Source organism: Cyanobium sp. BA20m-14, assembly GCF_024346295.1.
Window position 1 is genome coordinate 1 of sequence record NZ_JAGQCR010000024.1, and the last position, 22205, is coordinate 22205.

Sequence of the window (22205 nt, forward strand, 5' to 3'; positions counted from 1 at the left end):
GTTTTCTCCCTGGCGATGCTGGTGATGGCCCTGGCCAGCTGGTGGCTGGCGGGGTTGGCCATGGCTCCGCTGGTAGAGGCCTACCGGCGTCAGGAGCAATTCAGTGCCGATGTGGCCCATGAGTTGCGCACTCCCCTCGCCAACCTGCTGGCCCTGGTTGATGCCGAACGCAGCACCATCGCCGAGCTACCCGCGAGCCGAACAGCGACGAGCCTGGATCGGGTCCTGGGCCAGGGCCGGCGCCTCCAACAGCTGATCGCTGACCTGCTCTTGCTGGCCAACCTGGAGCGACCCTTTCCCCAGAGCCAGAAGCAGGTGTGCAACCTGGCCGAAATCAGCGCCGACGTGCTGGAGGAGTGCGGTGAGGCGGCTGCCGCAGCCCAGGTAAGCCTGGAGCAGAAGCGGTGGATGAGCCCTGCCAGGGTGCTGGGCAACGAGGCGGAATTGGGCCGTTTGCTGATCAACCTGGTCTGCAACGCGATTCAACACAGTCCGGTAGGCGGCCGAATCGAAGTAAGCCTGGAGCAACGGGGCCGGGAGATCAAGCTCTCCATCCATGACAGCGGCCCAGGTATTCCAGCGGCCCAGAGGCAACACATTTTTGATCGTTTTACCCGCCTGGATCCAGCCCGCTCCCGCAGTCAGGGGGGGACGGGCCTGGGATTGGCGATTGCCCAGGCCATTGCTCGTCGCCACGGCGGTGGGATCAGTGTGCAATGCAATCCAGTGCAATCCAACCCAGTGCAATCCAGCTCCGGGGTTGGGAGCTGCTTCTGTGTGACGCTGCCAAGTGCTGATTGATTTGATCTGGCCTGGGCCATAAATTGGGCTTTGGTGAATCCCCGGCCCTATTGATTGTGGATATGCAGGTAGGCGATCAAATTGGCGCTATTGGCAAGCTCATCTCTTCTGCTAGGGCTAGTAAGATGCCAGTAAATTTTATAGTCATAGCCTACGAGCCCGTCAATTGATCTAGTTCATGGCTATTTCAGGCAGCTTCAGGCCTGCCTATGAAATTGATGTCAGTAACCGATCAGCCAACCCTCGCCCCGCCAGGCTGGGGAGACCTGCCACAAAATTGATGGTTGCCGCTCTGTTGATCCTTGTGGTGATGGTCGGGGTGGGTCTGGCAATCAACCCGAGCAGGCAGCAGTTCGATTGGTTTCTGCGGCTAAGGCGCCCAGCCTGGCTGACTTTTGAGGGTTTGATCCCACTGATCTGGATCAGCATCTATGCATGTTTTTATGCTTCGGCGCTGTTGTGCTGGAACGCCAGCTGGAGCTGGGGCCTGATGGGGGGCTACCTGGGCCTGCTGCTGCTGGTTCAGAGCTACACCTGGTTGATCTGCTCCACCCGCAGCTTGGCAAATGGCACCGCCGTTGGCCTTATGGGCTGGGTTTGGGGGGTGGCACTGGCCGTGGTGATCTGGCCCCATTCAGTTGCCGCGGTGGGGTTGTTGATTCCCTATCTGCTCTGGAGTCCGGTGGGCACCCTGGTGACCTGGCAGATGCAGCGAATCAACCGCTGAATCCAGAAAACCTCCCCACTCTTCAACAAAGCAGGTTTAGCTGAGCAGGTTTAGCTGAGCAGCCTTAACTGAGCAGGGGTTTGCCGTCGAGACGTCGGATGGCGACAACCCCCGGCCTCGGTGGCCTGCCAGGCACGCCCGAGGGCCAGTTGGAGCCGATCGGCACCCAGCGCAGCTGCTCGAAGCGTTGACCGCTGCGGTCCACCAGGCTGTGGGCCTGGGCTTCCATCGCCTTGCCCTGGCGCACTCCCTGGCCCTCGCCGGGGTGTTGCACCGCCAGAAACAACGTGTGCCCCCCGGCATCGAAGCAGGGCCCGCACAGCTCACACTCCATTGGCCCGATCGCAAAGCAGAGGGCCTGGCCGGCCTCCGGGCCTGCGCGGGGCAGCAGCCAGCAGCTGTTGTTGCCGAACACATCCCCGCCGGAGCGATCGGTCACCAGCCACAGGTTGCCGGCCGGGTCAAAGGCCAGGTTGTCTGGGTTGCTGAAGCCCAGACCCCCCTCCCAAGGCGCGCCCCCCAGGGCAACCATTCGCCAGCGGAAACGGGCCCCCCGGCCGGTATCGCCATCGCTGAGTCGCATCACCCAGCCGTGGGGCCAGAGGGGCTGGCCCTTGGGACCGGTGAAGATCGCCGGATCGCTGCTGCCGCCGTCATCGCGGCCCGCCGCCGTGAAGGCGATCAGCAGGTCACCATTGACCGGATCGATATCGGTGTCTTCGGGCCGGGGGCAGCCGCTGGCGCCCGCCGCGTTGGCAGCCAGGTGGGCATCGATCAAATCGCTCCCTGCTGGCGTAGCCGCGCGGCTGCGTCCTGGCCGCGGCTGGGGTAGAGATCGGCCAGCTTCTGGTAGCGCTTGCAATAGGCCTGCAGCTCGGCATCGCTGGCGAGCGCTTCACTGCCGCTGCGCTGGCGGTCGCTGTGGGGCAGCACGGTTGGTTGCTGCCAGCCAAAGCGCTCGAAGTCACTGGGGGGTTGGGGCTGCACCGGAGTGGCGGCCTCCAGCGCGATCCAGCGGCCGCTGCCATCGGCTTCAAGGCGGGCAGCCTCCAGCCGCCCAGTTTCAAATAGCTTTGAATTGGCAGGGTCGCTTGGGTCGCGCACCAAACCTGCGCTCACAAATCGGTAAAGGTGGCCGCCGTGGCGATCGCAGCCGGAATAAACCACCAGGGGCTCCCCTGGCCGCGCCACAACGGCGACGGCTTCGTGGCGAAAGCGTCCCAGCAGGCTGTGCTTGACCGCGGCCCTATGGGGCTGACGGGGATCGAATTCCACCATCCAGCCGTATTTGTTGCCGGCCAGGCCGAAGGGATTACCGAGCCCATCGAGGCGGGAGCCATCCCAGCGGAACGGTCGCGCTGCTGGAGCGCTCGCCGATCCATCGGCAAATACTGCTTCGGGCACCTGGGATTGGAAGTTTTCCTCGGCGCTCAGCACCGTGCCCCAGGGGGTGGTGCCGCCGCCGCAGTTGGCGAAGGTGCCGAGGATTCGCTCGCCCAGGCCATCGCGGTAGCCGAGTGGCTGGCTGTGGCTAAATACTGCCGCCGCCGGGCCGCTGCAGCGCAGGGCCTGACCTGGCTGGCTGAGCCCGCTGAGGCCATCTATGCGGCGCTCAAAGCGGCTGCCGCGGTGCTGCCGCCAGCCTTCGCTGCCCCGCTCGAGCTCGATTACGCCGATGCCCAGATCGGCCATGGCGGCCCGGGCCACGGCCTCGATCAGCGGCAGCAGCGGATCATCCGCCGCCAAGTTGGCAGCATCGATGCTGCCCCCGCGGCTCGCCAGGGCCTGCTGTAGGGGCTCCAGGGGCAGGGGCGTGCCCACCGCTTCGCCGTAGCCAGCCGCCCAGCTGCGCGGGCTGATGTATTCGAAGTTGACGCTCAGCAGGGCCCTGGTGTTGGTCAGCGGCAGCAAGGCCAGGTAATCGTTGTTGAAACCGAAGCGCCCCGCGGCGAGACGATCCCCCCAGCTGGCGATCAGGTCGGCCCGATAGCCGTCGGGAACCAGCAGCTTGTCCTCGACGCTGAGTTCCCGATATACCTGCCTCTGCTCGGCGGCGCTGAGGCCATCGCTTGGCAGGGGCAGGGGGGCCCGTACTGGCACGAAAGGCAGGGCAGCCTTCCCTGCACTGCCGCTGGCATGGGCTCCAAGCAGGGGGGAGACCATGGCGGCGGCGCTACCGCCTGCCCAGATCCCCAGCAGCTGAAGCAGCTTGCGACGCTTGAGCGTGGAGCGGTTCATGGGTTGGCAACGGAACGTTGCAGGGACTTATTGCTATTTGGGTGCCTAGACGTTGATTTGTACAGGAGTTGGCAAGCTGCCTGCGGGCCCAACCCAACCGGATGCATTCCCTGCTTGGTTGCCTGTTTCTTGGGCTGGAGTGCCGGGCTCGAGTTCGGAAAACATCTCCCCAGCCATGCCGGCGTCAAAGGAGAAACGGCCAGGACCATTGAGCAACAGAGCCAGGCTGCCGCCGAGATAGAGCACAACTAACTCGAGAACGTAAATGTTGAGGCCAGCGGTGAGGATGTGTTGATAGGCCGCCGTGGCCATGGTGCCTGTTAGAGCTAGGGCGCCCAGGGGTGTGAACAGCCCGAAGATCACCAGCCAGCTGCCGATCAGTTCTGAAAAGCCAGCGGCGTAGGCAAAGAAGAGGGGGAAGGGCAGGTGCAGGGACGCAACGTAGGTATCTGCGAACTGCTGGGGATCGGCCAATTTCTCCTGGCCGTGGTGAATCATCATCACTCCGATGCTCAGGCGCAGCAGCAGCAGCCCAGCGGAGGCAACCATCCCTGGCCTCTGCAGGTAGGCCAGCAGGACGGGCTTGAGCCGCTGCAAGGGGGCGAGTAAGGCGAAATTTGGGGAGGGCAGGGTCTGGGTTGCCAGCCAGAGCGCAAAGCATGCGCCTGCGAAGCCACCAAACAGCTCAAGCAGGAGGGTAGTTGTCATGACCAGTTGGGGGGAGAGGTGGGGCTTTATGAGATTTTGGCAGGCTGGATTAAGAAACGTGAAGCCAGGGGCGCAACCGGGCCTGGGCTGTCGCGCCAGCGATTCTCGGGCGGTGTGCCACAGATGGCGACTCGCGACCGGGGCGCCAGGGGTGCAGAATGTAACAACTTCGTTACACGCGTCATGGCGCCAGGCGAGCTTTTCCTCGAGGTTCTCAGTTCTGGAGTAATTACCCAGAAGGAAATTGACTGGGTGCTGGCTGAGCAGGGCCGCTTCCCCAGGGCTGAGCAAGCAGCCGCACAGAGGCTGGGGCGCCTCCTCGATCAAGAAGGAATTCAGCTGGGCTGCCGCATCTAGCCCTCGCCTCCTAGAAAACCCATATTTGGGGAGCTAGGTGATGGCCAGTAAGCGCACCCTCAACCCCCAAAACCTCGCAGCCCTAGGCCCAGAGGTGTTGGCGGAGCTCCTGATCGAAGTGAGCGCTGGCAACGCCGTGATCCAACGACGGTTGCGCCTCGCCCTGGCCGCGGCGGAAGGGGTGGGTAGCGCCGCCCAGGAAGTGCGCAAACGGCTGGCAGCGATCGACCGCTCCAGCACCTTTCTGGATGCGGCCAAGCGCAAGGCGTTGATCAGCGATCTCGAGGCCCAGTTGCAGGCCATCTCCGGCCCAATTGCAGCCGCTGATCCCAGCCAGGCCTGCGAGCTCTTGCTGCGCTTGCTCGAATTGTCAGAGGGGGTGCTGGGCCGCTGTTTTGACAGCAGCGGTGCCCTGCTGGCCCTCTTTGGGCGCGCCGCCCAGGGCTGGGGTCCGATTTGCCAGGCTGCCCAGCTGGGGCCTGAGACCCTGGCCGAGCAGGCCGCTGAGCTGCTGGCGGAGAACACCTATGGGCAGTTTGATGGGCTGGTGCCAGCCCTTAAGGGCGCCCTTGGGGATTGGGGATTGAAGTTGCTGGGCAGCTCCATCCACCAGCACGGCGCCGCCGATGGCAACACCTACCTGCTGCAGATCGCTGTCGCCCGGGGGGATGTGGATGGTTATCTGGGCCAGTTCAGTGCGGAAGACCTGCGTTGGCGCGAAACTGCCGCCAGCGTGGCCAGCCACCTGCTGGCCTCTGGGCGGGCCGAGCAGGCCCTGGAGATCCTCGATGGAGCCACAGAAGACACGGACGGTTGGCCCCAGATCGATTGGCTTGACTGCCGCATTGCAGTGCTCGATGCCCTCAATCGCACCAGCGAGGCCCAGCAGCTTCGCTGGCAGTGGTTCAGCAAAAGCCTTTCCATTCCCCACCTGCGCGACTACCTAAAGCGTCTCGCTGCCTTTGAAGACGCAGAAGCGGAGGAGCGCGCCCTGCAGCAGGCAGAGGGCCATCCAGTCAGCTTGCTGGGCCTGCACTTTCTGGTGGAGTGGCCTGCTTTGGCAAGAGCCGCAAGCCATGTTCTCGCTCATGGGCAGGAGTGGGATGGGGATGCCTATGAAATCCACACGGTCGCAGCCGATCGCCTCAGCGCCAAATTCCCCCTGGCGGCGACGCTGCTGCTGCGGCCGATAGTCTTCTTTGCCCTATGGACTGGCAACGCCAGGCGCTATCGCCATGCGGCAGACCATCTGCGCAGCTGCGACCAATTGGCTTGCCGCATCGACGACTGGCAGGGCCATCGAGACCATGACGCCTTTGTGTTGCGCCTGGTCGAGCTGTTTGGCACTGAATGGGGGTTCTGGAAATTGGTGGATCATTGATTTGGGTGATCATTGATTTGGTAGATCATTGATTTGGTGGATCCCTTTGATGGTCTCTCCATGCCAGCCCCTGCCCTCCCTTATTTCGACCAGGTGCTGCGGCGACTTGCGGCCGGCGATGCCCAGCTTGAGCGCTGCTTCGGCAACCATGTGCACTGGGGATATTGGCAAGATCCCCACACCTGCCGCCCGGCGTGCCCGGCAGGAATTCCCCCAGGCCGCCGAAGCCCTGACCCATTTGCTCCTGGATCAGGCCCATCTCCAGGCCGGCCAGAGCGTGCTGGATGTGGGTTGCGGCTTCGGCGGAACCATTGCCTCAACCAGATTTGGGATGGCCTTGCCCTTACGGGCCTCAATCTCGATGGCCGCCAGATCGAGCGGGCTCGCCAGCTTGTGCAGCCGCGAGCGGCAAACACGATTGACTGGATAGTGGCTGACGCCTGTGCCCTGCCCCTGGCCCCAGCCAGTGTGGACCTGGTGCTGGCGGTGGAGTGCATCTTTCACTTCCCAAGCCGTCAGGCCTTTTTGCAGGAAGTCCAGCGGGTGCTGCGGCCGGGGGGGCGCCTGGTGCTGAGTGATTTTGTGCCCTGCCGTCCGCTGGCAATCCTGCTGCGGGTGCTGCAGAGCCTGCGGGGGGCGCCGTTTAGCAATGGCACCTACGGACCGATCGATTGCCGCTGGGATCAACGCCGCTATGCCAGTCAAGCCAAGCTCCACGGCCTGGAGCTCCGCAACGATTCAGACATCACCGTCCACACCCTGCCCACCTATGCGGTGGTGCGGGAACTGTTTGATGCCATGGGTGCGGCTAGCGCGGTGCGCGATCCGGCCCGGATCGAGCAGCTGAGCCGCTTGGGCTGGCTGCGCTACAGGATTCTCAGCTTCAGCAAGCCTATTGCTGCTGGTCGTTGACACTGCGCCGGCGGCGGCAGCGTTCCGAGCAGTAGCGCACCTCCTGCCAGACGTCTTTCCACTTTTTGCGCCACTCAAAAGGCCGCCCGCAGACGGCGCACAGCTTGCTGTCTCGATCGGCGTGGTGGGGCATGGCGGATTGGCTGGATCAAGCCGACTGCAACAGCTGCAACTGTTGCTCCAGGCGTTGCCTGAGGCTCGTCTGCACCAAATTGCAAAGTTGGGGCACCAGCGGATCTGCCACTGCGTAGGTGAGCCGCACCCCTTCCCGCTGGTTCCGCACCAGACCAGCACGCTGCAGCTGCCCCAGCTGGCGGCTGATATGGGACTGACTGAAGCCGGTGGCCTCGATCAGGGCTGCCACATCCATGGGCCCCTGGTGCTCCAGCTGGCACAGCAGTTGCAGCCTGGCCGGCTCACTCAGCAACCGGAAGAACTGGCTGAGCTCATCGAGAAGTTCAGGGGTGGGGGGGGAGCCAGGCGTGGTGTGGCCCATCAAAAACCCTTATGACGTTAAAAGCATTCTGCCTGGTCGGGGTTGGCTTCCGCCAGGCCAACAGGGCTCGCCTTTATGCCCTTTATGCGCATAAGCTCATAGCAGTAAGCAATCGGTTGCCATGCAGTCCGCCGCCCCATCTCACTTTTGCTTGGCTGCCGCCGCGGGGGGCGGCCCGCTTCTGTTTCGCCAGCTGCTCGATGGCGAAACAGGCACCTTCACCTATCTGCTCGCCGATGTCGCCAGCCGGGCAGGGGTGCTGATTGATTCGGTCTTCGAACAGCACGGCCGCGACCTCTCCTTGATCCGCGAGCTGGGTATCGAACTGGTGGCCTCGATCGACACCCATGCCCACGCCGACCACGTCACCGGCAGCTGGCTGATGCACGAGGCCACCGGCTGCGCCATTGCCCTGGCCGCCGCAGCCGGCGCCGTCAACGTCAGCCTGCCCCTGCACCACGGCGATCGGTTGAACTTCGGTGCCCGCCACCTGGAAGTGCGCAGTACGCCTGGCCACACCAACGGCTGCCTCACCTTCGTGCTGGACGATCTGTCAATGGCCTTCACCGGGGACGCCCTGTTGGTGCGGGGCTGTGGCCGCTGTGACTTCCAGCAGGGCGATGCCCACACGCTTTGGACATCGATCACCGAGCAGATCTACTCCCTGCCTGGGGCCTGCCTGCTCTACCCCGGTCACGACTACTCCGGCCGCAACATCACCTCAGTTGCCGAAGAGCTGGCCTTCAATCCCCGCCTAGGCGCTGCAGCCACCGAGCGCGATTTTGTCGGCTACATGCAGAACATGAAGCTTCCCCACCCCCACAAAATTGCCGAGGCCCTGCCAGGCAACATGCGCTCCGGCAAGCCCCGTTCAACCCAGGCGGCGGCCTCCTGGGCTCCGGTGGAGCTCAGTTATGCCGGCCTGCCCGAGCTCGATCCGGCCTGGGTGGTCGCCCATGGCGAGGAGGTCACCCTCCTGGATGTGCGCTCCGCCGAGGAATACCAGGGCCCCGATGGTCGGCTGGCCGGCAGCCTGCTGATCCCCCTGCCCGAGTTGGAGGGTCGCTCCGGCGAGATCCCCCTCGATCGTCCGCTGGTGCTGGTGTGCCATTCCGGCAGTCGTTCGGCCCTGGCCACCCAACAACTGCTCAAGGCGGGCCACTTACGCGTGGCCAATTTGCGCGGCGGGCTTAGTAAGTGGGCATCTGCCGGCTACCCGCTGGAGGGAGTAGCCGCAGCATGAAGGCCCCATCTGTGCCCATGACCTGGACCAAGGTGGCCAGGTGATCGTCTCGCTGGTGGTGCTGCTGGGTGCGGGTGGGGCCCTGATCGGTTTTCTGCTCGCAGTTCTCGGTGCCGGCGGCTCGATCCTGCTGATGCCCCTGTTGATCAGCGGCGCAGCCCTGTCGGTGCGGGAGGCCGTACCCCTTTCGTTGCTGGTGATCACCCTGATGGCCCTGGGCAACCTGGGCCCCTACCTGCGGCGTGGCCAGGTGGCTGCCAAACCGGCCCTGATCCTCGGCTTGCCTGCCCTGGCCGGCAGCTGGATCGGCGGCAGTTTTGTCAAGGCAGGCCATCTAAGCGAACCGGTGCAGCTAGGGGTGTTCACCATTGCGGCGCTGCTGGCCGCCTGGCTGCTCACCCGGCCTGTCTCCATACACAAACCAGTGGTGAAGCTCGGTGGCCTGTTTCTCGGCGGCCAGGGGGTACTGATTGGACTGCTTACGGGTATTGCTGGCGTGGGCGGCGGCTTTGCGATCGTGCCTGCCCTGGTGCTCCTGGCTGGTCTGCCCATGCAGCTGGCCAGCGGCACCAGCCTGCTGCTGATCGCCCTCAACAGTCTTGTGGCCATGGCAGCCCTGGGCAGCTGGCCCGCCGCCGGCCTGCCGCTGCTGTTCCCCCTGTTGATCGGCGGCTTCATCGGTGCCCTAATGGGCCAGCGGCTGGCACCAAAACTGCCCGAACGCCTGCTGCGGCGGGGCTTTGCGGCGCTGCTGGTGGGATCGGCCCTGCTCACCGCCGGGGAAGCCTGGCGCCGCCACTCAGGCCTTGCCAATCATGCCGCTCAGCAGGCAGAAGACACCGATCAGCAAGAACAGCCAAGGGCTGAAGCCCAGCACGAAGCCAAGGGCTACACCGGCCAGGATCAGTAGCCAGGGGCAGCAGCGGGGCCAGGGGAGCAACATGCCAGATCCAAACCAGGGGGCTTTAGCTCCTAGCGCCTTGGCTGGATCGACTGGATCGGCCTCATCTAGCGGCAAGGAATTGACAGGAAAGAAATCCTTCATGGCCTATGGCGAGTCTGGCGCAGTTCTGGGCTTATCAGGAACCAAGTATCAGCCCAGCTCAAACAGCAGTAGGTCGGCTCCGCTGGACCCTGCCCTGAACGCTTCCAGGGTTCCGGCGCCGAAGCCGAGACCATCGCCCCGCTGCAGCGCCTGGCCATCGGCCAGTCCCGAGCCGTTGATCAGCTGAATCCAGCCCTGGCTGCCGGCAGCGATCGCCAGGCCCAGCTTGTCGCCAGCTTCTGGCTGGGCCCTCCATAGCCGCACCGGCCGGTGAATCGCCATGGCACCATCCACCCTGAGCGGATCGAGCAGGGCAGTCCAGGCCTTGCCAATTGGGTAGGGCTTCTGCTCGTAGGCCGGGGCGATGCCAGTGCTGCTGGGCTCGATCCAGATCTGTAACAACCGGCAGGGAACGCTGCCCCCATTTACTTCGCTGTGCCTCACCCCGCTGCCAGCGCTCATGCACTGCACCTCACCGGCCCGCAGCACCTCGGCATGGCCCAGCGAGTCGCGATGGTGGAGTTTGCCTTCCACCATCACGGTGATGATCTCCATGTCGCTGTGGGGATGCATCCCAAAGCCGCGCCCGGCGGCAATGGTGTCGTCGTTGATCACCCGTAGGGGCCCAAACCCCAGCCAGGCAGGGTCGTAGTGGCTTGAGAAAGAAAAGGTGTGCCAGCTGTCGAGCCAGTCGAGCTGACTGTGGAAACGCTCAGCGGCAGGCCGGAACACCCGGCCGCCGGCAGGGCTCGGCGAACCGCTCACGGTATTGGGGCCAAGTGATTTGCTCATACTGAACTTCCAATTGGCTGGCCCTTGTCAATCGGTGCTGCCACCAACAGCAGCAGCCGATTGCCCTCCGGGTCCAGCAACCAGGCCTCAGCGCCAAAGGGTTCCAGTCGCGCTGGCGCCAGCAGGGTGGCGCCCAAGCCCAGGCTTGAAGCAATCCAGGCTTCGAGGCTTGCCAGTGGCCCGGTGCCATCGCATTCGCGTTTTAGACAGAGGGCCAGCCTCCCCTGCTGGCGGGGTTGGGGCCGATTCCGGCCTGGGGCGTAGAGCTCAAGCCAACCGCCCGCAGGCCAGGCCACCAGCCAGTGGTTCCCAGCCAGCCCAGGCCGCGGCTCCACTGCCAGCAGGGCGCCATAGAACCGGGCCAGGCTCTCCGGGGCATCTGCTGCCAACACGATCGAGCTGCCCATTGCCACCTGTGCCACCAACCCCCGGAGGCCATTGCCATTTTGGCCCGGCGCCCAGGCGAGCGGAGCGACAAGGAGCTCTTCACAATGTGTTATGGTTCTCGAAACAAACCGCAACACCCATGGCTGAAACTACTCCCCGCTTCGGTTTTGTCGCCTTCGCTGAAACCTGGAATGGCCGCTTGGCCATGCTTGGATTTGTGATCGGCCTGGGCACCGAGCTGCTTACCGGCCAGGGCATCCTCAGTCAAATCGGTCTCGGTTGATCCATGGGCACCGACTACACCCTTGCCATTTCGGCCGTGATCGGCCTTGTTGTGCTGCTAACCGGCATGACTGCCTACGTCTTCAGTCGTCCCACTGACCTCTCCTCACCCAGCAACCGATAACCGCTTCCCCTTAGTTCATGACGGGTAATCTTCAAGCAATCGGCTTTTTGATTACCTGGGTGCTCGGCTGGGGAATTCTTGGCTCCCTGATTGATGCTGGTTTTATCCGAGCTGGCCTCTATCCCCTCGAGGGTGGCCAGCTCGGAACAGCTACAACTTTTGTGATTTGGACCTTGCTTTGGGGCGCCGGGGGCCTACGCCTTTTTCAGCTCTGGATCAAAGCTGACAAGCCCAGTTGACCCAGCTGGCCTCCTGGCCATTCGAGCATAGGTCTGGCTTGGATCCCACCAGTTCGGGTCGTTGGCAAACTTCGATTGAGTGCCTCAAAACCGCGTATCGCTGCACCATGGCAGCGTATTGAGGTGAGTGGTGGTACTTCTGTTCGAGTTGGCGGTAGTGCCTGTCCGCAGGCTGACAGTCTTGCTGCTCACCAATTACCAAGGCTTGTTCAGGCTGACCCAGCCGATGGCTGTTAAAAGGTCTCTTAGGCATGGTGGAATCTCAAAAGGAGGCAATCGCCCCGCAGATCCGCACTCTCCTTAGGCGGAGGCACTTTTGCAGCATCTGTCAGCGACAGCGGACGAAACTCCCTAGGGCCTCTTCCAGGTGCGCACCAGTTCAACTTGCCTTGCGCGCCTTTTTCACTGCCAGGCCTGCCTCGGTGGCCGTGACCGCTGCCAGCACCAGCAGACCGGCCAGGCCCACAATCTGGTTCTGAGTTTCAGCGGCTGCTTCGGCTTGCTGGCCCAACACTGCTCCGGCCACAAACCAGGCGGTCGCGAGGGCTGAGGTGATCCAGTAAGCCCTCCAGCGCCTTTGATAGAGATAGCCGCTGCCCAGGCCCGGCACCAGGTTCAGCACCACCGCTACCCAACCGGCTGAAGCGGCAAGGATCTGCTCACGGGTAGGTGTCATGGCTGGGTGGATGGGCTTTTCAGTCTGGCGCCCCGGTTCGGCAACCCGCCCGCCAGCCCCCGCCCAGCTGCGTAAAGTTTTATTGCTTCTGCAGTGCGCCCGTGGCCGACCTCACCCTTAGCCGTCAGTTCAGCCTGGAATCCCACTCAAGGGCTATCGACTCCTGCGATGACGTGGCCGAGCTGCGTCGCGTCGCCAAGACCCTTCTCTCTGCTTGGCACCTCCAGGCCGACATGACCCGCCACTACGGCGCCCAAGCCATGGGCATCGCTAAAGCTGCCCTATGAATCCGCATATTTAGACAAGGGAGCCTGTTGATTTTCCACAAATAGACATTTTGCTCCCTCCGGCTTAGAGTTCTGCTGCTTGTCGACCAAATTGCTTTGCACTTGAGCTCAGATAGTCTGCCTCTTCTCATGGTCTTGGGGCTCTATCAGTGAGTCAAAATCAATTGCCTCTCCGTGGGATCAAGCTGATCCGTCGCATCGGCCGGGTGTTGGTGGCGGTATTTGTCCTTGCCGTTGCTTTCAACTTACTGCCCCTCAATCTAGGCTCACCAGATTGGGGCCTTGGCATATCTAACACTATTGTCAGCTCGGCCAGCCTGGCGCTTGTGGGCGAAGGTCTTTTGCGTTTTTCAATATATCTGCAGATCCAGGCACACAACCAAGAGTCTTCCAACCCTAAGGGTCCACGGCTGATCGCTCTTAAGAAATCAGAGCTGGGGATCCGCCGTCTGGCCCTTGCCGGCACCATCAGCTTGCTGTTGCTAGCTGGCTGGCAGGCCATTCTCTTCGCCAAGGGCATGGAGCTGATAACGGCCAAGGGCGCAGCAACCAGTAGCCAGGCCCAGGAGCAAATAAAGGCAGTCGAATCAAAAATAAAAAGTGCCCCAGATGCGGTAATTGAAGCCGAATGGACGAAGTTGCAAGCTAGCCTGCCTCCTGCTTTCTTCAAAGCTGAGCTAGATGCATCAGCCAGGCGAAAGGAGCTGCTCTCTTCGGTGGAAGCTCGTAGCGCACAGTTTCGTGTTGACCTAAACCGGCAAACTTCAGCTGCTGCCTGGAACCTTGGACGCAATGCCCTGCGCATCTGCTTGATGGCAATTGCCTACGCCTGGGGATTTTATGGCCTTCAAAAGCTTTAGTTGTATTTTGACCCCTTGCGCCAGCTGCCATGTTTGAGCTGAGACATTGGGTATCTAGGCTATCCAATCGAAGGGCCCTCTTTCTGCTGCTTGCCGCTTTGATGTTTTGCTGGAATGCCAGCATACTTTGGCTCAGCGAGCAAGGCCTTGGTCTGCAGATATTTCAGCTGTTGCTTTGGCTTGGCATCGCCATCTCCTTAGAGGATAAGCTGGCCAATCTCTGGCCTAAGCCAAACCGTTTCAGCTTCTTTGCTGGAGCAATCTTGATTGCCCTGCTTTTAACTCTCTCGCCAGCCCTGATCAGCTTCCAGGCCGGTTACACCAAGTATCTGCTCTTACCTGGGTCAATCTGCGCCCTTGCCTTGCTCAGTAGGCCACTCCAGCAATGGCAACTCTTTGCGCCCCCCCTGCTCATTTCCCTACTGCTTCCTATTGGCGGTGCATTTGCGGTTTTGTCTTCCCCCATCCAAAATCGGCTCACAGCTCTGCTCACCTGGGCCTTTCTCTACGGGATCGGTTTTCAGGCGGGCCTCAGTGGCAAGGAGATCTCGATTGGCACTGCCGGGGTGATAGTTCAGACAACCTGCAATGGCAACGAACAGCTGATCTTTTCAATCAGCATGGTAATAATCTTCCAGCTCATTTTTCCGCTGAAGCAACGTGGGCACATTCTTGCAGCATTCGGCGCTGCCATAGTTTCGGCCTATGCCATCAATACGGTTCGCATTGCCCTTCTGGCCTATTTCACCACCTGGGAAAATAGAAGCGGCATGGCAGCTTTTGATTTCTTCCATGGCCACGGAGGCCTTATCTTCTCCCTGATTGCCGCCACAATTGCCGGCTGGATTTATTACAGGTTGCTCGATCAGGAGTTAACCGCATGAGTAATAGCAACCCTGCCCAGCTCGATCGCGCTCAGCAGCGTTTCTGGTTGGCTGCCCTAGTTGCAGGTGTCGGCCTGGCCACCCTTCACCTGGTGGTTTTTCCCCAGTCACCGCCCCTTCCCCAGCCGCCCGCTTCTCCAGTCCTGCCACCGCCCTGGCAAGCCGCTGTCGCTTCGCTTGGACCCGCCACCCAGCACACCAGCTTGCTGCAGCGCAATTTCGCCATCGGCCCGAGCAAACGCTTTGCCCATGGAAGGGATTGGTTGCTCCTCACCCCAATTGCCTCTTGGCAGGAGGCTGCCCTGGATCCAGCAGCCATCACCACAACCATCCCCGCACTTCATCTGCAGCAGGCTCAGCTGCAGGAGACTCAGCTGCAAACACTGCCCCAAGCCAAGCAGCAGATTGCCAGGGGTCGCATTCAGGGGCAAACCAGTTATCAAACCTGTCTGACCCGCACCGGCACCTTCGCCTACACGGCTGCCGGGCTCGGCGGCACCAGCGGAGCCCCGCACCTGGATTTCTTGCGAACCCTCCTGCGGGGGCGCCTACCCCCTCTCCCCAGACCCTCTTTCTCCTGCCTGCTCGTCACCACAAATTCGCCCAAGACATTGGCTGGGGTCGCAAAATCCAATTCCCTCCTCGCGGCCCTTGCAAGCCACACCCAGTGGCCCCGGTGATCCGTTCCTGCCTCAGCCCAGCAACCTGATCTGGTAGAGCACGTCTTCGAGGGCGGCGATCACTTCACAGGAGCGGCACCTGGCATGGTGCAGGGCGCCGGCGAAGTCGAGGTTCGAGCGCAGGCCTGATGCCGTTATCAGATGAAGGCAGCGTAGAGAGCTGGAGGCCCTTCAGGTCCTCCGGCGCCTGGTTGTACGATTTGTACAGAAACCGGGGCGCTATGGGAGAAATCGCAGTGAGCCAGGCCCGTGAGAAGCTCGCGGAGGTCATCGAATCCACGCAGCGCAGCGGGGAGCCCATCGTGCTCACCCGACACGGCCGGCCGGTTGCGGTGTTGCTGGAGCATGCGGCGTTTGAGCGTCTGGTGGCGGCAGCTGATGAGGCCAGTGACCGCGTAGCCCTGGCCCAGGCGCGCGAAGACGATGACAGCGTGCCGTGGGAGCAGGTCAAGGTTGACCTTGGCCTGGTTTGAACTCGGGTTCTGATCAGCCACCGCGGCGCTATGAGGTCCGCCTGGCCCGCCGTGTTGTGCGCTCCCTGGCGGACTTGCAACGGCGCGATCTGCAACGCATTCGCGCAGCCATTGATCTGCTGGCCGAGAATCCCCGGCCTCCCAACTGCGTTGCTCTTCAGGGAGAAACCGGGGTCTACAGGGTGCGTGTGGGGGATTACCGCATCGTTTATGAGGTGTTTGATCGGGTGCTTGTGGTGCAGGTGGTCCGAATTGGCCATCGGTGGGAGGTCTACCGGTGATCCGTTGCTGCCTCAGCCCAGCAACTTGATCTGGTAAAGCACGTCTTCGAGGGCGGCGGCGGCGCTGATGCCGCAATAGCGCTGGGGGTTGTCTGGGCTGCAGCAGCTTGCCAGTGGGGCCAGGCTTGTCCAGGGCCGGGCATGGCAGAACTGCACCACGCTCAGGCGCTCCTGCTTGCTGCCCGCCGGTGCCACCACCCGGTGCCAGCCCACCGGGATCAGGCCATTGCTGAGGCGCTCCAGCATGATGCCAGTGTTGAGGATCACCCGCCCTTCCGGCGGCAGGGCATCGAGCCACTTGCCTTCCACCTGCACCTGCAGGCCCGGCCCGCTGGCCCGGGGCAGGGCAGTAATTAGGTTGATGTCACCGTGGGCTTCGGCCCAGATGTGGCCACCATCCGGTGCCTCGGCCATGGGTGGATAGCGGATCGCCCGGGTGAGGGTAGGGGCATCGCTGGTCATCTCGTCAAAGAACGTTTCCGCGCAGCCCAGGCCCAGGGCAATGATCCGCAGGAAGCGGCGCTGCAGATCGGCAATGGCGGTGTGAAAGGTTTCGAGAACGGCGCTGATCCCCGGCACCAAATGCTCAGGCAGCACCTGCTCTGGGTAGAGCAGGGGGTAGCGCCGCCGCAGGGGGTGATTGGCCGGCAGGGGCAGGCCCCAATTCAGCATTTCCTTCCAATCGGCCTGGTTGCTGCCGGCGGCCGTTTCCACCAGCAGGCCGGTGTAGCCCGTTTGGCCGCCGCTGCTTGGTGCCACGCAGCCCTGCTTGCTCTCCGGGGCGAGGGCGAAGAATTCAGCCAGCAGGCCATAGGCCGTGTCCAGCAGGTCGGGCGAGAGATCGCTGCTGGTGTACACAAAGCCCGTTTCCAGGCTGCGCCTCACCCCATCCACCACCGCGACCCGGGCCTGGTTGCTGCCCCGCTCGAAGGCCAGCAGATCAACGTCGCGAATTGCCTGGCCCATCAAGGTGAGCCTAGTTCGCGGCCCCAGGAACGGCCATCACCAGGCCCTTTTCATCCGGGTCGAGCGGCTCGAGCCACTGGTGTTGGCTCTGCAGCACTTCAACGGTGGCATCGGAGGGATCGCTGCCGGCGGTGGCTCGCTCGAGCAGTCTTTGGCGCAGCAGCGGTTCCGGCGCCGTACAAACCACGATCTGAACTGGGATGCCGAGCTTGCCGGCAAGGGCGACCATGAGCTGGCGCTCGCTGCGCCTGAGGAAGCAGGCATCCACAATCACGGCCAGGCCCCCGGCGCTCGCAGCTTCCACCAGGGCCGGCAGGGTGGTTCCATAAAGATGCCTGCTGGCTTCTTGGCCGTAGAGCTCACCTTCCAGCAGCCGGGTGGGCTTGACGCCCCAGAGCCCGAACAGCCGTTTTCTCTCCACGTCGGAGCGAAACACCACGGCCCCGAGCTGCTGGCCGAGTGCTACCGCCACGGTCGACTTACCGCTGCCTGCCAGACCATGCATCAGCACCAGGGGCTGGCTCTGGCGTTGGACCCAGTCCATTGCCAGGCGCAGATACCCGGCAAGCTCGGTTTGGATGCGGGAGCTCTCCGCTGCTGCCAGGCCGCTTTGCTTAAGCCGCAGCCAGCTCACCTTGGCGCGCACCAGGGCTCGATAGACGCTGTACCAGGCCCAGCCGCACAGGCCCTCCCCATCGCCGCTGGCCTCCACCCAACTGTTGAGCAGCAGGGTTCCAAGATCTGCCCGGCCCCTCACCGCCAGATCCATCACCAGGAAGGCCAGCTCACTGATCGGATCGATCCAGCGCAGGGTCTCGCTGAATTCCAGGGCGTCGAACACCTCGATGCCGGAAGCGCCCAGCAGCATGTTGCCCAGGTGCAGATCACCGTGGCACTCGCGGATATGGCACCCCCGTTGCCGCTGGCCAAACCAGGGCTGCAGGGCCCCTGCCTGCTGCCGCACCCAGGCTGTCAAGTGGCCCAGATGGGCCTGGGCCCCGGGGCAATCCGCCAGGGCAGTGAGGTTGTCGAGCACCGGTTGCAGCACCGCCTCGCTCTGGCCCCAAGGCGTCTCCGGGCCGGCGGTTGCGGCGTCCCGATGGAAACGGGCCAAGCGTTCAGCCAGCTCTTTGATCGCCCCTTCCCCCACCTGGCCCGCGGCAAGGGCGGCTGGCAGCAGCTGCTCCTGATCGAACTGCACCATCCGCACTGCCCAGGCAATCACTACTGCTGGGGTGGTGTCACTTGACGGGGAGGTGGCGGGCGGGATGAAACGGGCCGCTTCCAGGGGGCCATAGACCGGCACCACATCCAGGTAGCGCTCCGGCGAGAGGCGGCGGTTGAGGCGCAGCTCGTCCCTGCAGGCCTGCTCGCGCAGTTCAGCTGTGGAGAAATCAACAAAGCCGAAGGCCACCGGCTTTTTGAGCTTGTAGGCATAGGGCCCGCTCAATAGCACCCAGGAGAGGTGGGTTTCAAGCAGCTGGGGGCCTCCAGCTGCAACCGGGTGTCCATAGGCCTCCGGACTCAGCAGTTGCCGCATCATCGGATCCCCTACTGCAGGGTCGATGGTTGGCTCTGGATCGGTTGGACCCGGCTCAATCATCAGAGCCGAGCAGAGAAACTCGATCGCCACGCTGGATTGCATCTGGCACCCCATCGCCATCAAAATCGATCAATATGGGCTCGGAATCTGGAAATGAATCATACGAAATCTGGCCGCTAGCTCAATAGTTGAGCCTCCAGGCCCAGCTGTTGGGCAGCCGCTACAAACGGAGCATCCAGGCTGCAGAGGGTGGCGCCACGGCCGCTGGCAATGGCCAGGTGCAGGGCATCGCCGCTCGCAGGGTTGTGGTCCAGCCGCGCAGGCAGGCGTTGGCATTACGGAAGTCCTGAGGTTCCAGTTCCAGCACCAGCAGGCCTGGCGCCAGGCTGCGCTCAAAACCCTGCAGCACCGCCTCGGCTTGCGGCTGGTTCAGGGCCTTGGTGCGCACCTTTAGGCCGAGGGCGGAATGGAGCTCATTAACACTCCAGGAGCTGATCGCCAGCGGTGCACTGGCCTCAGCGAGAAACGCCGTCGCCGTGGCGGAGTGCGCTTCCGGCGTCAGCACCGCCAGCAGCACGCAGGTATCGATGTAGAGCATCAGGCGCCGTGCCCATCCCGCAATGCCCGCATGGTCTCCACGCCAGTGGTCGGTTGCTCGGGCAACGAGCCGCGCAGGGCTGCGAGCTGGGGCAGCAGATCACGCACGCTGCAGCGCGGCACCAGCTCGGCGATGGGCTTGCCGCGGCGGGTGATCACCACAGCCTGCCCTGCCTCCACCGCATCTAGAAGGCTGGAGAGCTTGGGTCTTGGCTTCCGCCACCGTCACCTGCATCATAGCCGTTGATCATCTAGATGACCAACTCTAGGGCGGGTTCGTGGGCAAAGGGGAAGCCTTGCCTGTCCGCGAGGTGATGCCCCAGCGCAGAACGACAGCCACTACCTCCACACCACGCTCCATGGGGATTAACTACAGTTGGAACAATCGGATCAAGGTGATTCCTAGGGTGACGAGCATCACCAGAAGCCCACAGTCCACCAGAGTCACTCTTGGGCCCGACTTGCGCACGGCATGCACATCCACACCCAGCCAGGGTGCTGCCATTGAGGCGATGGTGAGCCAGCGACTGAAGTCCTATTTGGAGACATCAAGTCCAGCTGCAACCGGGTGTCCATAGGACTCCGGGCGCAGCAGTTGCCGGATCATCGGATCCCCTACTGCAGGGTCGATGGTTGGCTCTGGATCGGTTGGACCCGGCTCAATCATCAGAGCCGAGCAGAGAAACTCGATCGCCACGCTGGATGGCATCTGGCACCCCATCGCCATCAAAATCGATCAATATTGGCTCGGAATCTGGCAGCAAATCATTCGAAACTTGGCCCCATTCAGCCTGCGCAGCGAGCAGATCTGGGCCATTAACACCCATCCCGGCAGCCCGGGCGATTTTTATGGCTATTTCACAGAGACTGGGCTCTAATAGGGCTTTTTGGAGCTGTCTATCCTCGTGAATAATGGCCAGAAAGCTTGCTTTTGAAACTGGAGTCATTGTTGAGATTGGGTGAGAATGGATTAGGATATTAACTAGCCTATCATAATATTTTAAGGCTTCTTCGTTTTATTCCTTATTTGTTTTATTCCTCTGCCGCTTGTCTGCCTAGTTCGCCGGCTCTGGCGCTTGGTTGCCCAGCAGCTCCTGCAGGTTGAGGTCTGGGCGACGTAGCAGGGCAAATAGGGTGCCGGCATTGCCGCGGCACACCCTCAGCTCCCCATCGAGCACGGTGATATCCAGCCAGGCAGGAAATGGTTGCTGCACACTGCGTAGCAGCTGGAGACGGCTGCTGCCAATGGATGGCCCCAGCCACCCGCCGCGCCGAAACTGCACCCGCACCCGCTGCAGCGGTGGGCCAGGCTCGCAAGCTGGGCTGTCCACAGAAACGCTCGCCTCCACAACGATGCTCGCCAGGGCAGCCAGGGGGCCGCTCAGCCGCAGCAGGTTCATTCCCCGCCCCTGGGAGGGCGCTAGGAGTTGGAGGTTTTCCAGCCAGGGGGTCACAGCCAGATAGGGCTGGCTGCTGCTACTCCAGCGCAGTTCCCATACCCCCTCAAGTTGGGCTTGGGCAGCCGGGTCGGCCAGATCGGCTGGTCTGGAGCGCTCCAGCTCCAGGATCAGCTTTTCCACCAGGGGGCTTTCTGCTTTGGCCGCGCCGCGGGGTTGCCTGCGTAGCAGGTCCAACAGGGCTTGGCGTTGCTGCTCGGGGGGCTGGGAACTCACCTGGGAGGAACTGGTTTCGATCAAAAGGGCGTCCCGGGGCGATTTAGTTCTGTTGAATCGGCAAGGGCATGGGCCCCTCGCTGCGCAGGCCGGTGCGTAGGGAGCAACGGCCTGCCGCAGCCAGCCCGTCTGCTTCGAGGCAGGCCGAAAGGATCCTGGCGGCAAGCGCTTCCGGCTTGGTTCCCTCAACTGCGGCCTGGGCTGCGATGCACTCCACAAGCGACTGGGGGAGCTCCCAGCTCACCTGTTGCAGGGTCTGGGTTGGTTTGGGCATGGGACCACCCCTCAGGCAGAACGACATCGATCTCAAAATTAGTCCAGTTCTGGCTGCGGCGTTCAGCCATCATTTGACTCCTGCTGCGGCTGCGGTATGGGCGGCAGGAGCGGCGGCGGCAGCACCTCCAGATCGGCAGGATTGGGGGCTGTGGGGGGGCCGATCAGGTCTACGGCGGTGCGCTGCACCACCAAGCGGAAGCGCAGGGGTGACTGGCTCCTATTGATGAAGGTCTGCACCTCTGCCACCTGCCGGGCGCTGGGCAGCTCCGGATCTGTCACCCGCACCCGGGCCCTGATCAGGGGTGGATTTTTTTGCCAGTCGATCGATAGGCCCACCAGATCAATGGCCGGATCGCTGCCCAGGGTGATCGTGCTGCTGCGCAGTTTCTGTTCAATCAGGCTCTCCAACTGCACCGCCTTGTTTTCCCTATTGGCCTGGCCCAGTAGCCGCAGGAAACTGCTGCCGAGTGGAATCACTAGCAGGGTTGTGAGCCCCAGGCTGGTGAGGCCGAGTTTGCTGTGCAAAAGGCGGCTGCGGTAAATCGGCTCGAGTGCCGCCAGGGTTGCCATCGCACCCACCAGGATTCCGAGCAGGTTGGTGGTGAAGAGCAGCAGGGCCCCATAGGCCTGGCCCCAGTAGGCGGAGGCGAGCAGGATGCCCACCACGCAGATCGGCGGCACCAGGGCGACGGCGATCGCCAGCCCGGCTAGGGCCGAGAGGGCGTCTTTCCTCAGCTTGGCAAACATGGCGACCGCCCCGGCCACCAGGGCGATGCCCAGATCCAGCAGGTTGGGACTGGTGCGGTTCATCACCTCGCTGCCGAAGCTGGGAAATGCCACCAGATAGCCCACCGCCATCGCCAGCAGCACGCAGATCGCCACCCCCACCAGCAGGCTCCGCAGGGCCCGACCAACCATGGCCAGGCGACCCTGGGCGATCTCGAAGGCCATCGCCTGGAGGGGCATGATCCAAGGGGCCACCACCATGGCGCCGATCACCACACCGGGGCTGTTGGCCAGCAGGCCCAGGGTTGCAATCAGCGTGGCCCCCACGGTGAGCACCAGGAACACCTGATTGCAGCTGGCATCTCGTTCGAACTCCTCCTGCAGGGCCTCGAGCCGCCTCGCCTCGGGGGTGGCGCTGAAGGATGTCATGCCGGTAGCTAAGCGGAAACTCACCCCAGAATGGAGCCAGCGGCGACTCCGGAGCGCGAACCATGTCCTTCGACCAGCTGAAGGCCTTTCTGGGCGTCATGCAAAACGAAGCATCCCTGCGT

General features: G+C 62.8%; 30 protein-coding genes. 13 read left to right on the forward strand and 17 right to left on the reverse strand.

From position 1 onward, the window contains the following. Both KBZ07_RS03845 and KBZ07_RS03850 read left to right on the forward strand, forming a co-directional pair. Positions 1 to 801 (forward strand): cell wall metabolism sensor histidine kinase WalK (locus KBZ07_RS03845; protein WP_254930374.1); only part of this gene is annotated, 801 nt, incomplete at its 5' end. A gap of 280 nt (positions 802 to 1081) precedes the next feature. Beyond that, on the forward strand, positions 1082 to 1528 hold the full coding sequence (locus tag KBZ07_RS03850; RefSeq protein ID WP_254930375.1) for a TspO/MBR family protein: 447 nt from the start codon (positions 1082 to 1084) through the stop codon (positions 1526 to 1528). A gap of 64 nt (positions 1529 to 1592) precedes the next feature. Here KBZ07_RS03850 and KBZ07_RS03855 read toward each other — a convergent pair whose 3' ends face one another. The 3 genes from KBZ07_RS03855 to KBZ07_RS03865 are packed head-to-tail and all read right to left on the reverse strand — an operon-like array spanning position 1593 to position 4474. Further along, on the reverse strand, positions 1593 to 2306 hold the full coding sequence (locus KBZ07_RS03855; protein ID WP_254930376.1) for a PhoX family phosphatase: 714 nt from the start codon (positions 2304 to 2306) through the stop codon (positions 1593 to 1595). Then, entirely contained in the window at positions 2303 to 3766 is a 1464-nt protein-coding gene (locus KBZ07_RS03860; RefSeq protein ID WP_254930377.1) for a PhoX family phosphatase, read from the reverse strand. The genes KBZ07_RS03855 and KBZ07_RS03860 overlap by 4 nt, the downstream gene beginning before the upstream one ends. 45 nt (positions 3767 to 3811) lie before the next feature. Further along, positions 3812 to 4474, reverse strand: a complete 663-nt coding sequence (locus tag KBZ07_RS03865; RefSeq protein WP_254930378.1) for a DoxX family protein — start codon at positions 4472 to 4474, stop codon at positions 3812 to 3814. 397 nt (positions 4475 to 4871) lie between these two features. On the opposite strand from KBZ07_RS03865, the gene KBZ07_RS03870 reads away from it, so the two are divergent. Next, entirely contained in the window at positions 4872 to 6212 is a 1341-nt protein-coding gene (locus KBZ07_RS03870) for a DUF6880 family protein (RefSeq protein ID WP_254930379.1), read from the forward strand. Positions 6213 to 6221: 9 nt separating this feature from the next. On the opposite strand, the gene KBZ07_RS03875 is transcribed toward KBZ07_RS03870, so the two are convergent. After that, positions 6222 to 6362, reverse strand: a complete 141-nt coding sequence (locus KBZ07_RS03875) for a hypothetical protein (protein ID WP_254930380.1) — start codon at positions 6360 to 6362, stop codon at positions 6222 to 6224. 141 nt (positions 6363 to 6503) lie between these two features. Here KBZ07_RS03875 and KBZ07_RS03880 point away from each other — a divergent pair, with 141 nt between their 5' ends. After that, positions 6504 to 7124 carry a class I SAM-dependent methyltransferase gene (locus KBZ07_RS03880; RefSeq protein WP_254930381.1) on the forward strand — a complete coding sequence of 207 codons (621 nt, stop codon included), beginning with the start codon at positions 6504 to 6506 and terminating at the stop codon, positions 7122 to 7124. Here the strand turns inward: KBZ07_RS03880 and KBZ07_RS03885 are convergent. Further along, entirely contained in the window at positions 7105 to 7257 is a 153-nt protein-coding gene (locus tag KBZ07_RS03885) for a DUF2256 domain-containing protein (protein WP_254930382.1), read from the reverse strand. The two genes, KBZ07_RS03880 and KBZ07_RS03885, sit on opposite strands and share 20 nt — an antisense overlap. A gap of 15 nt (positions 7258 to 7272) precedes the next feature. Then, a complete protein-coding gene (locus KBZ07_RS03890) occupies positions 7273 to 7620 on the reverse strand; it encodes a metalloregulator ArsR/SmtB family transcription factor (protein WP_254930383.1) in 348 nt (115 codons plus the stop codon). A 121-nt stretch (positions 7621 to 7741) separates the two neighbouring features. Between KBZ07_RS03890 and KBZ07_RS03895 the strand changes: the two genes are divergently transcribed. Together KBZ07_RS03895 and KBZ07_RS03900 are read left to right on the forward strand one after the other, a co-directional pair. Beyond that, a complete protein-coding gene (locus tag KBZ07_RS03895; RefSeq protein WP_254930384.1) occupies positions 7742 to 8863 on the forward strand; it encodes a rhodanese-like domain-containing protein in 1122 nt (373 codons plus the stop codon). Positions 8864 to 8906: 43 nt separating this feature from the next. Continuing rightward, on the forward strand, positions 8907 to 9773 hold the full coding sequence (locus KBZ07_RS03900) for a sulfite exporter TauE/SafE family protein (protein ID WP_396123916.1): 867 nt from the start codon (positions 8907 to 8909) through the stop codon (positions 9771 to 9773). Between the two features lie 183 nt (positions 9774 to 9956). Here the strand turns inward: KBZ07_RS03900 and KBZ07_RS03905 are convergent, their stop codons facing one another. Beyond that, positions 9957 to 10700: a pirin family protein gene (locus tag KBZ07_RS03905; RefSeq protein ID WP_396123913.1), complete on the reverse strand. Its 744-nt coding sequence runs from the start codon at positions 10698 to 10700 to the stop codon at positions 9957 to 9959. Beyond that, a complete protein-coding gene (locus KBZ07_RS03910) occupies positions 10697 to 11107 on the reverse strand; it encodes a VOC family protein (RefSeq protein ID WP_254930387.1) in 411 nt (136 codons plus the stop codon). The genes KBZ07_RS03905 and KBZ07_RS03910 overlap by 4 nt, the downstream gene beginning before the upstream one ends. 119 nt (positions 11108 to 11226) lie before the next feature. Between KBZ07_RS03910 and KBZ07_RS03915 the strand changes: the two genes are divergently transcribed. Next, the gene (locus KBZ07_RS03915) at positions 11227 to 11370 is read left to right on the forward strand and encodes a chlorophyll a/b-binding protein (protein ID WP_197149318.1); all 144 of its coding nucleotides are present in this window, start codon (positions 11227 to 11229) and stop codon (positions 11368 to 11370) included. 741 nt (positions 11371 to 12111) lie between these two features. Here the strand turns inward: KBZ07_RS03915 and KBZ07_RS03920 are convergent. Next, positions 12112 to 12408 carry a hypothetical protein gene (locus tag KBZ07_RS03920; RefSeq protein ID WP_254930388.1) on the reverse strand — a complete coding sequence of 99 codons (297 nt, stop codon included), beginning with the start codon at positions 12406 to 12408 and terminating at the stop codon, positions 12112 to 12114. Positions 12409 to 12509: 101 nt separating this feature from the next. Between KBZ07_RS03920 and KBZ07_RS03925 the strand changes: the two genes are divergently transcribed. The 6 genes from KBZ07_RS03925 to KBZ07_RS03950 all read left to right on the forward strand — a co-directional run bounded on the left by KBZ07_RS03925 (position 12510) and on the right by KBZ07_RS03950 (position 15873). Continuing rightward, complete coding sequence (locus KBZ07_RS03925) at positions 12510 to 12695, forward strand: hypothetical protein (RefSeq protein WP_254930389.1); 186 nt, start codon at positions 12510 to 12512, stop codon at positions 12693 to 12695. A gap of 149 nt (positions 12696 to 12844) precedes the next feature. Continuing rightward, entirely contained in the window at positions 12845 to 13555 is a 711-nt protein-coding gene (locus KBZ07_RS03930; protein ID WP_254930390.1) for a hypothetical protein, read from the forward strand. 29 nt (positions 13556 to 13584) lie between these two features. Continuing rightward, positions 13585 to 14439 (forward strand): archaeosortase/exosortase family protein, encoded by an 855-nt coding sequence (locus KBZ07_RS03935; RefSeq protein WP_254930391.1) that lies wholly within the window; start codon positions 13585 to 13587, stop codon positions 14437 to 14439. Further along, on the forward strand, positions 14436 to 15119 hold the full coding sequence (locus tag KBZ07_RS03940; RefSeq protein ID WP_254930392.1) for a hypothetical protein: 684 nt from the start codon (positions 14436 to 14438) through the stop codon (positions 15117 to 15119). The genes KBZ07_RS03935 and KBZ07_RS03940 overlap by 4 nt, the downstream gene beginning before the upstream one ends. Positions 15120 to 15340: 221 nt before the next feature. Continuing rightward, positions 15341 to 15592: a type II toxin-antitoxin system Phd/YefM family antitoxin gene (locus tag KBZ07_RS03945; protein WP_254930393.1), complete on the forward strand. Its 252-nt coding sequence runs from the start codon at positions 15341 to 15343 to the stop codon at positions 15590 to 15592. Beyond that, complete coding sequence (locus KBZ07_RS03950) at positions 15589 to 15873, forward strand: type II toxin-antitoxin system RelE/ParE family toxin (protein WP_254930394.1); 285 nt, start codon at positions 15589 to 15591, stop codon at positions 15871 to 15873. Before KBZ07_RS03945 ends, KBZ07_RS03950 begins: the two co-directional genes overlap by 4 nt. Positions 15874 to 15885: 12 nt before the next feature. Here KBZ07_RS03950 and KBZ07_RS03955 read toward each other — a convergent pair whose 3' ends face one another. From KBZ07_RS03955 to KBZ07_RS03990, 8 genes are all read right to left on the reverse strand, one after another. Next, the gene (locus tag KBZ07_RS03955) at positions 15886 to 16839 is read right to left on the reverse strand and encodes an isopenicillin N synthase family oxygenase (RefSeq protein WP_254930395.1); all 954 of its coding nucleotides are present in this window, start codon (positions 16837 to 16839) and stop codon (positions 15886 to 15888) included. A gap of 10 nt (positions 16840 to 16849) precedes the next feature. Continuing rightward, positions 16850 to 18484, reverse strand: a complete 1635-nt coding sequence (locus tag KBZ07_RS03960; RefSeq protein WP_254930396.1) for a bifunctional aminoglycoside phosphotransferase/ATP-binding protein — start codon at positions 18482 to 18484, stop codon at positions 16850 to 16852. A gap of 118 nt (positions 18485 to 18602) precedes the next feature. Next, complete coding sequence (locus KBZ07_RS03965) at positions 18603 to 18980, reverse strand: type II toxin-antitoxin system VapC family toxin (protein ID WP_254930397.1); 378 nt, start codon at positions 18978 to 18980, stop codon at positions 18603 to 18605. Continuing rightward, positions 18980 to 19159, reverse strand: a complete 180-nt coding sequence (locus KBZ07_RS03970) for a type II toxin-antitoxin system Phd/YefM family antitoxin (RefSeq protein ID WP_254930398.1) — start codon at positions 19157 to 19159, stop codon at positions 18980 to 18982. Before KBZ07_RS03970 ends, KBZ07_RS03965 begins: the two co-directional genes overlap by 1 nt. A 479-nt stretch (positions 19160 to 19638) precedes the next feature. Then, positions 19639 to 19926 carry a hypothetical protein gene (locus KBZ07_RS03975; protein WP_254930399.1) on the reverse strand — a complete coding sequence of 96 codons (288 nt, stop codon included), beginning with the start codon at positions 19924 to 19926 and terminating at the stop codon, positions 19639 to 19641. A 108-nt stretch (positions 19927 to 20034) separates the two neighbouring features. Next, positions 20035 to 20652, reverse strand: coding sequence for a PAP/fibrillin family protein (locus KBZ07_RS03980; RefSeq protein WP_254930400.1), 618 nt, complete (start codon positions 20650 to 20652; stop codon positions 20035 to 20037). Between the two features lie 43 nt (positions 20653 to 20695). Continuing rightward, entirely contained in the window at positions 20696 to 20926 is a 231-nt protein-coding gene (locus KBZ07_RS03985; protein WP_254930401.1) for a hypothetical protein, read from the reverse strand. 62 nt (positions 20927 to 20988) lie between these two features. After that, a complete protein-coding gene (locus tag KBZ07_RS03990) occupies positions 20989 to 22083 on the reverse strand; it encodes a DUF389 domain-containing protein (RefSeq protein WP_254930402.1) in 1095 nt (364 codons plus the stop codon). Between the last annotated feature and the right edge of the window lie 122 nt (positions 22084 to 22205).